This window comes from Idiomarina sp. Sol25 (assembly GCF_033052775.1).
Classification (GTDB): Bacteria; Pseudomonadota; Gammaproteobacteria; order Enterobacterales; family Alteromonadaceae; genus Idiomarina.
Genome location: NZ_JAUPEW010000004.1, coordinates 20,115 through 34,409, shown reverse-complemented (window position 1 = coordinate 34,409; position 14,295 = coordinate 20,115). Strand labels below are relative to the sequence as shown.

General features: G+C 46.2%; 13 protein-coding genes. All 13 read right to left on the bottom strand.

Annotated elements, in window-relative coordinates; all coding sequences use genetic code 11:
• Window positions 1-14: 14 nt before the first annotated feature.
• Window positions 15-1,484 carry a ribonuclease G gene (rng, locus tag Q5L94_RS07455; RefSeq protein WP_317497815.1) on the bottom strand — a complete coding sequence of 490 codons (1,470 nt, stop codon included), beginning with the start codon at window positions 1,482-1,484 and terminating at the stop codon, window positions 15-17.
• A complete protein-coding gene (locus Q5L94_RS07450; RefSeq protein ID WP_317497814.1) occupies window positions 1,474-2,070 on the bottom strand; it encodes a Maf family protein in 597 nt (198 codons plus the stop codon). Before Q5L94_RS07450 ends, rng begins: the two co-directional genes overlap by 11 nt.
• A complete protein-coding gene (gene mreD, locus Q5L94_RS07445) occupies window positions 2,070-2,549 on the bottom strand; it encodes a rod shape-determining protein MreD (protein WP_317497813.1) in 480 nt (159 codons plus the stop codon). Before mreD ends, Q5L94_RS07450 begins: the two co-directional genes overlap by 1 nt.
• A gap of 2 nt (window positions 2,550-2,551) precedes the next feature.
• The gene (gene mreC, locus Q5L94_RS07440; RefSeq protein WP_317497812.1) at window positions 2,552-3,409 is read right to left on the bottom strand and encodes a rod shape-determining protein MreC; all 858 of its coding nucleotides are present in this window, start codon (window positions 3,407-3,409) and stop codon (window positions 2,552-2,554) included.
• Window positions 3,410-3,412: 3 nt separating this feature from the next.
• On the bottom strand, window positions 3,413-4,456 hold the full coding sequence (locus Q5L94_RS07435) for a rod shape-determining protein (protein ID WP_317497811.1): 1,044 nt from the start codon (window positions 4,454-4,456) through the stop codon (window positions 3,413-3,415).
• Between the two features lie 58 nt (window positions 4,457-4,514).
• Window positions 4,515-6,374 (bottom strand): formylglycine-generating enzyme family protein, encoded by a 1,860-nt coding sequence (locus Q5L94_RS07430; protein WP_317497810.1) that lies wholly within the window; start codon window positions 6,372-6,374, stop codon window positions 4,515-4,517.
• Window positions 6,375-6,571: 197 nt separating this feature from the next.
• Window positions 6,572-10,816 (bottom strand): DUF6701 domain-containing protein, encoded by a 4,245-nt coding sequence (locus Q5L94_RS07425; RefSeq protein ID WP_317497809.1) that lies wholly within the window; start codon window positions 10,814-10,816, stop codon window positions 6,572-6,574.
• Entirely contained in the window at window positions 10,813-11,325 is a 513-nt protein-coding gene (locus tag Q5L94_RS07420; RefSeq protein ID WP_317497808.1) for a type II secretion system protein, read from the bottom strand. The genes Q5L94_RS07425 and Q5L94_RS07420 overlap by 4 nt, the downstream gene beginning before the upstream one ends.
• Window positions 11,315-12,085: a type II secretion system protein gene (locus tag Q5L94_RS07415; RefSeq protein ID WP_317497807.1), complete on the bottom strand. Its 771-nt coding sequence runs from the start codon at window positions 12,083-12,085 to the stop codon at window positions 11,315-11,317. Before Q5L94_RS07415 ends, Q5L94_RS07420 begins: the two co-directional genes overlap by 11 nt.
• Window positions 12,085-12,603: a type II secretion system protein gene (locus tag Q5L94_RS07410; protein WP_317497806.1), complete on the bottom strand. Its 519-nt coding sequence runs from the start codon at window positions 12,601-12,603 to the stop codon at window positions 12,085-12,087. Before Q5L94_RS07410 ends, Q5L94_RS07415 begins: the two co-directional genes overlap by 1 nt.
• A complete protein-coding gene (locus tag Q5L94_RS07405) occupies window positions 12,593-13,018 on the bottom strand; it encodes a prepilin-type N-terminal cleavage/methylation domain-containing protein (RefSeq protein WP_317497805.1) in 426 nt (141 codons plus the stop codon). Before Q5L94_RS07405 ends, Q5L94_RS07410 begins: the two co-directional genes overlap by 11 nt.
• Before the next feature lie 58 nt (window positions 13,019-13,076).
• Window positions 13,077-13,622, bottom strand: coding sequence for a type II secretion system protein (locus Q5L94_RS07400; RefSeq protein ID WP_317497804.1), 546 nt, complete (start codon window positions 13,620-13,622; stop codon window positions 13,077-13,079).
• Between the two features lie 31 nt (window positions 13,623-13,653).
• Entirely contained in the window at window positions 13,654-14,256 is a 603-nt protein-coding gene (locus tag Q5L94_RS07395) for a prepilin-type N-terminal cleavage/methylation domain-containing protein (RefSeq protein ID WP_053953251.1), read from the bottom strand.
• Window positions 14,257-14,295 lie beyond the last annotated feature (39 nt).

Here is a 14,295-nt window from a genome sequence, read left to right as displayed (position 1 = left end):
AATCCTCATACGGCTTACATCATTACTACGTCGAATTGTTCCTGATTATACAGAGGTTCGGTTTGTATTTTTATTTGACGCGAAACAAACAGTTCAAGTTCAGCCAGCGCATGAGATTCTTCATTAAGTAAAGCTTCACTTACCTTCGCGGATGCATAAACAACGAACTTATCAGCTTCATAAGCTTTATGAACCCGGACAATTTCACGCATAATTTCATAGCAGACGGTTTCAACCGTTTTCATACTGCCTCGCCCCAGGCAAACCGGGCACTCCGAGCACAAAACATGCTCCAGGCTCTCTCTGGTGCGCTTCCGGGTCATTTCTACTAACCCAAGCGAGGTAAAACCATTAATGGTTGTTTTTGCGCGGTCTTTGCCTAACGCCTGTTCAAGGCTGTGCAATACCCGTCGCTTATGCTCCTCGTTCTTCATATCGATAAAGTCGATAATGATGATGCCACCAAGATTGCGTAACCGTAACTGGCGGGCTATCGACTGCGTGGCTTCGATATTGGTGTTAAATATGGTTTCTTCCAGATTACGATGACCCACAAACGCGCCGGTGTTGATATCGACCGTGGTCATCGCTTCGGTCTGATCAATAATCAGTGAGCCACCGGATTTCAAGTCAACCCGACGATCCAGTGCTCGCTGCATTTCATTTTCAACATCAAACAAGTCGAAAATAGGCCGGTCACCGGTGTAATACTCAAGTACTTTCGTTAATTCGGGAATAAAGTCCTGAGTAAAGACTTTGAGCGTATCGAAGGTAACTTTGGAGTCAACCCGAATGCGCTCTATTTCTTCACCGACAAAGTCACGCAAGACACGACAGGAAAGATTCAAATCTTCGTACAACATACCCGCTTTGCGTTGAGATTTTTTTCGCGTTTTTATTTTCTCCCACAGCCGGAAAAGAAAGTCAGCATCGCCTCGCAGCGACTGCTCTGAAGCACCTTCTGCCGCCGTGCGAACAATGAATTTCCCGTCGCTTTTACTGACCTCTTCTGCCAGCTGCCGTAAGCGCTCGCGCTCCTCGCCTTCTTCAATACGCTGAGAAACGCCAACATGGTCGCTCTTAGGCATAAAGACCAGGTACCGCGACGGTAGGGTAATGTCAGTGGTTAAACGCGCTCCTTTGGTTCCGAGAGGGTCTTTAACCACTTGCACCATAATATGCTGCCCCTGATGCACTAATTCGGTAATGCTTTGCTGTGTTTTTTCGTCAGGCCGCGGTAAATCATCACCGTCCACCTGAACAACAATATCCGAGGCATGCAAAAAAGCCGCTTTATCGAGGCCAATATCAATAAACGCCGCCTGCATTCCCGGCAACACCCGTGATACCTTGCCCATGTAAATGTTGCCAACTAAGCCACGCTTTGCCTGGCGTTCAATGTGGACTTCCTGCAGGATGCCATTTTCAACAAGCACAACACGAGTCTCTGTGGGGGTCACATTCATTAGGACTTCAACGCTCATCGACTTCACCTGTCATTTCAAACATCCGCAACAACTGTTCAGTTTCATATAAAGGTAAGCCAACAACAGCAAAGTAGCTACCTTCAATACGTTTTACAAATTTCCCGCCATAGCCCTGAATACCATAGCCAGCCGCTTTATCATGAGGCTCACCAGTTGCCCAGTAAGCATCTATTTCTTCCTGGCTCAGCGCAGCGAACTCCACTTGCGTTGTTACTAAAGCCGTCTCGCTGGCAACCACGCTATGCCCATTCCAGCGACAAACACTCACTGATGTCAGAACCTCATGTGTCTGACCAGAAAGTTGTTTCATCATTTGACTGAAATGTTCATAACTTTCTGGTTTTTCCATCACCTGTCCCTGAAAACTTATCAGCGTATCAGAGCCTATCACCAGACAGGGAGTCTCCTGTCGTTGTGCCACTGCCTGAGCCTTTTCTTCAGCCAGACGAGTCACATAATCATTGGCATTCTCATTAGCCTCTCGTAGTTCCTGAATTTCCGGAACGTCACAATCGAAAGGACGATGCAATAGCGTTAACAGTTCTCGCCGACGGGGAGAAGAGGAAGCGAGTAGCAGGCGCATTAAGCAACTCCGAATTGACGACGGACTTTTCTCAGTAACGGAAACACCCATAACCAAAAAACAGCTGAGGTGAGCACTGGCCAGAAGTAAGAGAACGTAAATTCAGCGTCGTGCAAAAACACATTGGCTTCAAACACAACAAAGCGCTTAATAAAAATCAGTACGGCAATAACCAGCGCTTGCTGTATTAAGGCAAAATTACGAATACGCTGAAAATGACGTGCCGCAAAATAAGTAACAACAACCATACCTAAAGCATGCACGCCGACAATAGACCCCAGCAATATATCGCTCAGCACGCCGAGTACCAAAGCGGTTCCCATGTTTACCCGGTGCGGCAAGGCTATTATCCAGTACAGCATAACCAAGGTTGGCCAGTCAGGCCGAAAGGTATCGAACGCGGCAGGCATTGGCATGACCATAAGAGTCAGCGCAATAACGTAGGTGATCAACAACGTAATGAAGCCGGGTTTTATCACAATTATTCCTCGTCCTCATCAAAAATGGGCTGCTGCTCGCCGTCGCTTGGCCACAACAATAAAACGTTACGTACGCGGTCAAGCGCGCTGACGGGATCCGCTACCACTTTAGCAAAAGGGAGAGACTCATCCCTGACAATTTTTCGAATTGTTGCCACCGGATAGCCCTCAGGAAATATTCCCCCTAACCCCGAAGACATGAGAAGGTCCCCTTCTTTCAGCTCAGTGCTGTGGGGAATAAACATCAACTCAAGACGACCGATATCGCCTGTTCCCTGCGCCAATATGCGAATATCGCTGCGTTCTGAGCGCAAGGATATCGCATGACTCTGGTCCGAGAGTAACAAAACACGAGCGGTATTACCGCCTACGTCCTGCACCTGTCCAATAATGCCATGGCTGTCGAGTACGGGCTGACCTTCGTAGACTCCATTAAGCGTACCTTTGTTAATAACCAACTGCTGTGAAAACGGCTCGGAGGCAACGGCGATGACCTCGGCAACCATACGCCGGGCTGAATCGCGGGCGTCTGAACCAAGAAGTTCACGTAGTCGTTTATTCTCGTTCTGAAGAAAGCGGAGCTGCTGTTGCTCACCCTGTAACTCCAGAATAATCCGCTTAAGCTGCTTATTTTCATCACTTAACTGCGACGTGGTTTTTAACGATTCGGAGACACCGTCCAGCAGCTGTTCTGGCAAAATAGCCAAATACTGAACCGGAGCCACCAGCGAATTCAAAAATAACCGAACCGGCTTCATTGCCTGAAGCCGGTGGTCAATAAATATCAGCAGAAACGAACAGGCTAGTGCGAGCACTAGCCTGGAGAGTAAGGATGGACCGCGGGCAAACAGCGTCTTCATGAATTACTCATAACTGAATAAATCACCACCATGCATATCAATCATTTCCAGCGCTTTACCACCGCCTCGTGCAACACAGGTTAGCGGATCATCAGCAATAATAACCGGGATGCCTGTTTCTTCCAGAAGCAAGCGGTCAATGTCTTTCAATAACGCACCACCACCGGTAAGAACCATGCCTCGCTCGGAAATGTCCGATGCAAGCTCAGGTGGAGATTGCTCCAGCGCAACCATAACGGCACTGACAATACCCATTAAAGGTTCCTGCAAAGCTTCCAGGATTTCATTACTGTTAAGAGTAAAGGAACGCGGAACTCCTTCAGCAAGATTACGACCACGAACTTCGATTTCTTTCAGTTCTTCGCCCGGGAAAGCTGAACCAATTTCGTGCTTAATACGCTCTGCTGTCGCATCGCCTATCAATGCACCAAAATTACGGCGAACATAACTAATAATTGCTTCGTCAAATTTATCGCCACCAATACGAACCGATGATGAATAAACCACACCGTTTAAGGAAATAATGGCAACTTCAGTTGTACCACCACCAATATCGACCACCATAGAGCCTGTAGCTTCAGACACCGGTAAGCCTGCACCAATAGCGGCAGCCATAGGCTCATCAATTAAGTAAACCTCGCGCGCACCGGCACCCAGTGCAGATTCGCGAATAGCACGACGTTCTACCTGGGTTGAACCGCATGGAACACAGACTAAAACTCTTGGGCTTGGCCGGAAATAATGACTATCGTGCACCTGCTTGATGAAAAACTGGAGCATTTTCTCGCACACATAAAAGTCTGCAATAACACCGTCTTTCATAGGACGAATGGCACGAATGTTACCTGGTGTACGACCCAGCATTTGCTTTGCTGCTGCACCAACGGCGGCGATAGATTTTGGCCCACCTGAACGTTCCTGACGAATGGCAACAACAGACGGCTCGTTCAGAACGATGCCTTCATCCTTGACATAGATAAGCGTGTTCGCTGTTCCAAGGTCAATAGAAAGATCGTTTGAAAAAAGGCCGCGAATTTTTTTAAACATGAAGCGGTATATCCCTACTTATAAGCTAACAGAGTGACAGCAAAGAGCTCAGTAATACTCACTGAGCTCTTACAACACGGAATCCAATGTAGTTGGAGTTAAAATCTGACGGAAGTTCCATTTTTGTAGAAACTCTTGCCAAACTTGGCGTAAAGTTCCAGGCACCGCCCTTCACTACCACACCGTCATCGGTTTTAGCCCACTCCCAGACATTACCGACAGTATCGTATAATCCCCAGGGGTTACGATGAAAGCTCGCGACTGGAGCAGGGCGTGTATTTGACCAATCTGTACCACAGTTACGACAGTTTGCTTTGCCATAACCGACATCATTTCCCCACCAGAAATCGGTTTCCGAACCGGCGCGTGCCGCGTATTCCCATTCTGCTTCAGTAGGAAGACTGTATTCAAATCCACTTTTCTGTGTAAGCCACTCAGCGTAGGCTTGTGCATCGTTAAAGCTGACGCAAACCACTGGTGAGCTTTGTGACTGTTTAAACCCAGGATTTTTCCACGTAAGTTTTTCGTTAAACTGCGGACGACCATTGCTCAGGCTTGCGCAAGTACCGTTTTTTTCAGCTTCGGTGACATAGGCCGTATCTTCCACAAAGTTACCAAATTGCTCAACCGTAATCTCAGTGTCAGAAATACCCAATGCGGTCGGAATTTCACGCGTTTCGGCCGGACGTTCGTTCGGTAAACCATTGCCGACCAAGTCGCCCATTTTAAATTTCCCCGCGGGCACAACAACCAGTTCAGGACCACGAACATCGCGATACAGAATGTCCTGAATTTTTTCGCCACGAGTAAAGGAGTAATCAGATTTCTCTAATTCAGCACGAATAGCGGTAGCGTCTTTCAGTAAAATTTTCTCCGCGTAGGCAGAGTAACCATACTTAAGAATTTCAACCTGATGTTCACCGCCGGGCAACATTACTTCCAACGGGGTGGAACCATAGCTTACACCATCGATAACAACTTCATCATCATACACGTTAGAGCGTATGGTTAACGGGTGCATGACGGAGCTATCAACCGTTTCCTCATCACCCGCTTGCAGCTCCCCCGGCCGTTGCTCCGACGCACAATAGCGCATATCAACGTTCAATAGCGTACAAGCCTGACTTTGAGGTAACTGACCACGCAATTCAACCGCCAGTTTAACGCCGTAGTTACCTGCGCCACTAAAGCCATTACTGACCGTTTTAGAACCTAAAATTTGTACATTCGGACTGGCTTTTTCAATGTTTTCGCGAGCGAGTGAAGCTTCACTTAAACCATCCAGAATGGTATCAAGATATTGTTTCGATGCTTTTTGCTTAGCCATGAGCTTGCCGCGATTTTCACACTGCCCCAGTGTTTCCTGGCGGTCACAGCTAATTGACTGACTCACTTCAAGTTCGCCAGTACGGTTAAACTCACTTTCTAAGCGATCGACACGCGCTAAATTGCGTTGCTCTTTAAGCGTTTCAATTTCATTAATAAGACTGTGTTTGCTTACACGCGCTTCTTCTACTTCGCGTGCTTTTTCATTAACCAGACTCACTTGCTGCTTAATGTCTGCTTTATTCTGTTGATGGGCCATAACGGCTTGCTTGTACGCTTCTTGGGCGCCAGCAATGTCGATTGTTGGGTCTTCCACCAAACGTTGGTAGCGGTCATTCATTTCCGCCAATGCTGATTCACGTTTCGCTTCCAGTTCGCTGTTGCGCTCACGCAAGTTTTGCAGCTTTTCTCGCAGGTTCCGCTCTTCTTGCTGAAGCGTGTTTACAGTACCAGAAAAGTTTTCAAAATCGCTCTCTAGAGTCGAAATTTGGTTAGCAATTTCTTCGACAGTCATCTCCTGCTGAGCAAGAGCCGTCGAGGCGAATGTCAATGTAGAGGCCATTACCAAGGCCAGTCGAGCCAATCGCATCATGTTTCCATTCCAAGCTTGAAAAAATAACAAAGCGGCGTAAAAGCCAAAGCTGTAGTCGCACTATCGTTATTGTAATAATTATGAACGTTCGTCAACGTCCGCATTTTTCGTTTAAACTCTGCTTTATGCTATTTGCTTGTTAACAAAAGAGCAAGAGGCATTGTCATCGAATTGTCGATTAATCGTTATAATTCGTTCTACCAACCCACTTCCTGCCAGTAGATTTGCCGATCACTGCCTCGGTAAATACCAAAGGTACCTTCGGCTTGAGGGTTATCTTGGTATTGTTCGTCATCGCTTTCATCATTGTCCCACTCATATTTTAGGTACGGCGGAACATTTAAGTTAAAATCGAACGTATATGGCTTATTAGGCAGCTCAGCTCCTTCCTGGCCAGACTCCCAACGCAGCAGACTGTCTAAAGGTATTGATGGCGGTGCTAACTGTCCATTTTCAACAGTGATATCACTTGAAGCTGCAATATCAACCGGAGCGGGAGCTGGGATTGGAGCTGGGTCTGGAACTTCATCATTTTCACTATAAAAAGATGAGCCCGCTAAATATTCGTGTGCTCTTTTGTCAAACGTCTCGCATGAGTCATCCTCATTTATAACAAACTTTTCCCCGTCCCAATATTCAACATTACCTATAACCGGCATTTGATCGCCTATTGCAGCGTAAGTGTCCTGTAGGCTGACACGTCCGTATAATAAGCGAGCTCTATCATAGAGCTTATAGGATGGGGCACTACCCGCAGCCGGCAGGTCAGATTCACTTATTACGGAGTAATAGTTTCCCCCTTCACCATCGTTGAACTGAATACCTAAACTATAGTTTTCATAAGGTCCCTCTTCGGTCCCTGATCTCTCGTAAATAACTGTAGGGTTAGCGAAAGAGAAATATGCTTCACCATTACTCCAGTTCAATTCATGATTTGTAGGAGTCAATTCTCCCTCTAATAATTCTATTGATGTCAGTTCGTTTTCATCGTTAAAAACTTTATTAAAGGGGTAAAACTCTAGCCCCCACTCCCCAAGGTTCGGAATGGAGTCCTCTAAGGGATAATTTTTTGTTGTTTGTCCAGACTTATTAACTGCGGTTAAAGCGAATCCCTGTGAGAGGGATTGTGATTCCCCTATATAATAAAAGACATTTTGATTTTCCCCGCAAGTATTCATAAAGCCGCCTATCGCTTCCATCTGAAATTCGTAAGGAATAAATCGACCGATAATATGCTCGGTTGTAACAGGACCGGCACCTAAGTAGTCCTCATCCGCAACTTTCGCCGTAATCGTCGCACTCCCAACCTCAGAATATGTAACCGAGTCGTTACTAAACAGCATATTATCGTCTTTAGCATCAAAAGCTGAGGCATTCTCGAGAGCACCTCCAACATTGTCAGAATCTACTGGCTCAACATCACTATCCAAATTCAGTGATTCGCGTGGAGTCTCCTCTCCAAAGTTCGGAGTCACTTGATCGGCACTATTACGCGCCTGAAGGTCAACTGAAAATGCCTCTCCCGCTTTAGCGAAAATTCCATCAGAGTAAGTATTAGCTGCTATTGCTGCCATTTCAATGGCAGCAGGTTTATAGACGAACTCATTGGAGACGCCTTCAATGGTTTTTCCATTTGGTAGTTGGGCTTTTGCGCGCAGGCTTACTTTTCCGGCGTCACCGTACTGAACCTCTAATTCTTCTTGGCCAGCATCAAAACCGGCGGCTACTGGAGTCCAGCCACTAAAGCCTCCTGAGCCGTATTCCTGAAGCTCATTAATAAGCTCCTGTTCAACAGACATTTGCGCATACGGAAACTCGCCAAAGTCACTGCAACTGCCCGGGTTAACACAGTGCATTCCCATCTCTATCTGGTTAACTTGCTCAGCAACGACCTCACACGCCTGCGTGTTGTCGTTGGTCCGCACAACCGACAGGTTAGTTAGAAAGCTATTGCCTGATGTCTGAGTACCTATAGAATCAAATTTCAGACCGGTGTCATTGAAGGTAATGGAGCAACCTGCGTTAAAGTTTCCATTGACATAGCACTGGGGGGGATTCAACGCTCCCGGTGTGGTTTGTGTGTCATCTATAGCAAGAATGTAAGTTCCTGCTTCGGTCTGACTCAACTGTGTGGTCGCTGTCGGTGACGCTGCTACCGGATTTTGACTCCAATCACCCGCGCTATCCGATAAGAACACGGAACTGGCAACAGAGGAATAAGTAGAGCAGGAAGCGTCAGCACATGCTTCAACAGTGACTTCCGCGGCTTCACATGTCAGCGCAGGACTAGAGTATGACAAACGATAATGATCAGGAGCCGTCGCCGGAGGATCGACATCTCCAGCTTCACAGAAGTTACCGCCATCGAGCGGTTCTGCAGGTGAACGGTACTGAATATTTGGAGCGAAGAACCCAAACGAACCATAATCAGCAGATTGCCCGTTTAGGCTTAATCCGCCTTCAACTACCGTCCTGAACCAAGGTGATATACTTCGCTCAAAGTACAAGTTGCCACTGACGTATATAAATCCATTTATTTCGACATTTTGTTCTAAATACAAATCGCCGGTAACAACCAGTATCAGTTCATTTGCATTACCGTTAATGTTTATTCGGCGCCCGGACTGAATCGTTAGGTCGCCATCAATATAAACTCTGGAGGTTTGTCCGTTCGTAAAATAATCGGCTCCAACATCACCGAAGCTTCCAACTCTTAAATAATCTTCTGGTTGTAATACACCTGGCAGTTGCGAGTTCAATGCTCGGTCGGGTAAATCAAGCGGAAGCGGAGCGTTGTTAACAGGACTAAAGCCTTGCGGCCACACCTCGGAACATTGTGGTCTAGTGTCGGCACAAGAGCGGGTCGTCAACATCAAGTTTAAAACATCATCAGTCGACATGACTTCATCACTGATAAACACTTCATCTAACTCACCGTAAAAACTGTTAGATGCAGTTGATTGTCCACCTATAAATAAATTGTCACTAATGCTATTTAAGTTACGATTCCCATTAAATGATCGTTGATCTACGAGGTTCCCATCGATAAAAATTTGAAGTCGCCTATCATCTCGACTGTAAGTTGCCGCTACGTGATGCCACGTATCATCCAGTAGCTGCGTGCCACCCTCTAACTGATTTCCTGCTTCGACATTCACAATAGCCCCATTACGTAAGCGAATTTCGAAATAGATACCGCCGCCGTCTGACGTGTCCTGTCTATAAACTTCAAAACGCCCAGCAGAAGATTCAGTCGGCCCATCGCCAACTATTAGCAATGTCTGATAACTTTCACTTTGGTTCTGTAAGCTCGCATCACCTTTAAACCAAAAAGCTATGGATATTGAGTCAGCTTGAGTTATTTCTGTAGCGTTCGGCACTTGAACAACGTTATCGCCACTAAACTTGCCATAACGGCAGGTGCCAAGATCAGCATCAATAGCGGGTGAGAACCCAGAGGTTGACGCGTTACGAAGCGCCTGACCATTATAGCTATTGCCTGATTGGTCGACGACTTCGCCAGTATTACCATTCCAATTCAGCTCATCAAAATACCAATAACCTATCGGCTCTATTGTCGGAGTTCCCGGAGAGCCAGAGCAAGGGCCTATATTGTCGTTTATATCGCAGGTTTCCCCTTGAACGTTATCTTCATCTATAATTTCAGGCGCATTGACGTAGCCAGTCACACGACTACTATCCGGAACATACACCGTACCAGGTGAATTCACATTCCCATCTACCGTCACTTCCCTTTGTAAGGTTACATCCTGACTTGCCGATATATTCCCAGTTACTTCCGAACGAAAGTTTAAGGAGACGGAGCCACCTGAATCAACGTTTCCCGCTAGTTCAACTTCATTTTGAAGTGACACATTGCCACCACTTGATAGATTTCCTGCCACCTCACTTTGGAACGCTAAAACGATATTACCAGCCGCTGACAGATCGCCGATCACTTGAACTTCGTTTTCTGTATTAACATTACCTGCTAGCGACGTGGCACTGCCATTTAGAGAGCTTCTGAACCCCAACGTTAAGTTGGTCTGCGCAGTTAAGCTTCCTTGTACGGGAGTTTCATTGTCAATTCTTAAGCTACCGCCACTCGAGATATTTGCATTTATCTCATTGTTGTAGCCGCCTCTGAAGCTACCTGTTGTATCAATCGTAAGTTGGTCAGGCTGTCCATTTGGGTTTAAACGGACTCTGGTGCCTAAGTTCACATCACCAGATACATTAATAGTGACATTTCTTTTACCAGTCACTTGAAGCCTGTCTTCAAACCCCAGCGTTAGTCCATTGGGGCAAGTATAAGTGTCAGTTGAATTGTCCAGCGAGCAGCCAGGTAGCGGATTATTTGGCAAAGTATAATTTGCCGCGCTTATACTATAAGACGCAAATAGAACAATAATAAGAACAGCTAAACGTGCAAAGTTGCTCACGGCTCTTCTCCTTGCTCTATTCGCGTTTCTATTTGAAGCTCTCGCGAGGCTCGCTGAGCACCTGCTTCGCACACTGCGCTAGAGGTTATAACTAGGTGAGTAAATGAGACATTCGTCTCTGCCGGTTCTTCATTGCACTCCAGGCTAGTTGTTGTTTCGCCATCAGAGCTAATAATTGCACAACCACAACTAATGCTTACATAGCATTGTTGAAGCCCAGAAGATTCATAATTGAAAGGCTCGTTCTCGGGAGTTGCTATGTCACTGCAGTTGGTTTCAACCTTATCCTTCAAAGGATAAACAGTCATCATCGCTTGTTCCAAACCTGATTGCGCCGCTAAATAGCTTCTCGCCCCCAGAACCTCTACCACCACACTCTCGGAAGAGGTTCTCAGTAAACTGGCCAGTGCCGCAACCAATCCTCCAAGCACGACAATCACAAACACCGCGATAACCAAGGTGTTGCCTCGTTGTGTTTTTATTGGCTTAAAAGGTCTGTTATGGCGCATTAGGAATGTGCACCTCGCGATAATAGAAAACCTGCTCTTCCGCATTATCACCAAACTGAAGCTGAATGGTGACAATATTATTACTTTGTTGGTTATTAGCGGTTACGTCAAAGGGTTCGTCAGAACTCACTCCCGTCGCAATTAAATCGCCACTGGACCACTCGGTTTGCGCCTGGCCCCATCCATAGCTACTCACCCTAAATAAGTTCCCTGAATCCAGACAGAAGCTCACTGGTGTGCTGCCAATATAAGCTCTTTTTAATGGTGACTCTTTCGCAAAACGAATCTCTTCATTAAATGTTAATTCAAACTCAATATTATTTGTTTTCTCATAACTTTGAATATCAGCATTACGCCCAGAATCTGCGTAAATAAAATTAGGCCGTGTCGCATATATAAAAACACGCTCATTTCCATTAATGTCATCAGGGCTGTCAGCAAAAGTCACTAACGTCATTTCACTACCCGAGTCTGACTGAATAGGCGCATTGTAATAGGTTCCCGCCACTATAATAGGAACAAACTCGATACACTGCTTATTTTCGCTTACTCGAACACTGTTCGGAACCGCACCTCTAATTTCCCGAGTCAGCCGCTCAATAGCAAAGCGGCTTTTCTCGATAGTTTGCAAACGTTCAGAGCCCGTGCTGAACATTTGTGCGCCAATACCCACAAATTGAAAACTAAAACCAGCAACTATCGCCAGCAAAACAATGACGATGACGAGCTCTATTAAAGTGAAGCCTCTTTGCACGCTCATCACCAGTTTCCCTTAATAGCGCTGAACTCAATACGTTCGTCCTGAGGTGTCGTGACTGTGACCGTAATGCTTTTTAACTCATTGGCGGCTATTTCGGTAACACACACTAAGGCTTCAAAGCCGTTATAACGGTTGGGTGATGAGCCACTAAGCTGAGCTCCGTTAAGCTTCAAACCGTTGTAGTCGTCTACATCATCAAACTGAGAGCGCTGAGCTTCTTCCGCGTTAGGTGTGCTTGCGTCACTGGGACATGGTGCTGGCGTTGTACAACTTCCAGAGCCTTCAGAGCAACGTACATATTGGTTCCCGACATTAGAATTCTCATCGAAACGGCGCGCCATTACTTCATTCATCAAACTTTGACCAACTTCAGTCGCTCTTACCTGTTGCCAGGGATCTACGCTTTGACGGAAAAGTTGGCCCAACCCTGCTATAACCACTAAGGTAACAATAGCAATAACGACTATGCCCGCAATAAGCTCAATGAGGGTGAAGCCTTGCTCTTGTTTATTGCGCATCAATAAAGCCCTCTTTATTAATGCTGATGGTGCGGCTGATGCCTGAGCTTTCGATAATGGTTACTGTGCAACCACCATCGCAATCAAGCGTTGGTTGTCCTAGTGCATTAAAGCCTATAATTATACCCGCAGGAGAAAACGCAATATCATCTAAGTTGCTGAGTTGAAGATTGTTATCTTCATTGTAAGGTGGGTTCCCTAATGTGCTTTCTGTTACCGAAACACTATAATCGTTCGCTGTATCTTGCATAGCTTGCTGCTGAATAGCTCGCAAAATACTCAGCGCCTGTAATCGAGCGCTTTGGCTTTTCATACCGGAATCACTAATAAAAATGGGGCTGGCTGATACGGCTAGAATACCGATGATGACCAGTATGATGATGAGCTCGATAAGAGTGAAGCCTTGGGACTTCATATTTGGCCTTTAGCTTTAAATAGAAGCCCGCAGCCTTAATTACTGCGGGCTACAAGGCTTAACAACCTGAATCTTCACTTACCGCAACCGTAGCAGGCTCGGAGCTAGAAGCTACTTTATAAGTAAGGTAGCAGTTAGAAGAAGCTATATCACCTGAAGCATAGTCACCACCACTACCTGAACCAGTTACTGACGATGACTGAGCTATAAAGATTTCACCTGAAGGCTCAGTACCGCCAGAGCCGTCATCTTGAGTTCCTTCTTCGTATACCCAGTCAGCTGATAAGTTAGTATCAAAACTACCATCAACAGCATTGATAATTCCCGTTCCAGATGCTGCTGGATATCCATAAACCAAATCAACTGTATTGCCTTTTACTGATATACTCTCTCCAGAAGCGGCCGACTCTTTTCCCTCTACAGCAGCCTTAGAGTAAGTCAACTGCGTAGCTCCTTTAATGGACCCTTCCATACCTTTTAAGGCACTAGCACGAGCATCACTCGAAAAATTAATAAACTGAGGTGCGGCGGTTACGGCCAAAATCCCCAAAACTACAATGACAATGATCAGTTCGATCAGAGTAAAACCTTTTTGATTACGCATAATTAAAACTCTCAGTTGTGATTTAAAAAAATTATTGGTTGTTGCTGTGAATACTCACGCCGCCATTACGTGGATTATAAACGAAAGCGTTGCCTAGTGTCAGATAATCATCACCAGATGGCGCATTCGCTTCATTTTTTATGGTGTTCGCCAAGTAGTAAACACACATATCATTGCCCGTTGTGGAGTCCTGCGTCACATAAGTGAAGTAACGCGTTTCTTCCAGATTAGCAAAGTCTTCTGAGACTGTCGGTGCGCCCTGCAATATCGATTGCATGATGCTTGCACAGTCAGCTGCCTGAATATTTTCATCGTGCGCAGCGTTATTATCGCCACTCACCGGATAACCGGTATTGCCATCGACATACAGCAATACCTGGTCCATAGACACTTCAGCGCCAGCGCCGGTAGACGCAGCTCCTTTAGGACGTCCACTCAGCTCCCACTCACCACGAACAATACCAACAGCGCTGGCAAAGCCCCCGGCAACGCCTTCAAGCGCGGCATCTTCGGCGTCAGAAGAAACGTCAGTGAATCGCGGAATAGCCGCCGCAGCCAATAGGCCGAGAATCACCACCACGATTATCAGCTCAATAATGGTGAAGCCCTGTTGTTTCTTCTGTCTGTTGCGCATGTTCCCACTCATAGTTAGCCTCTATAAATCCATTTTATA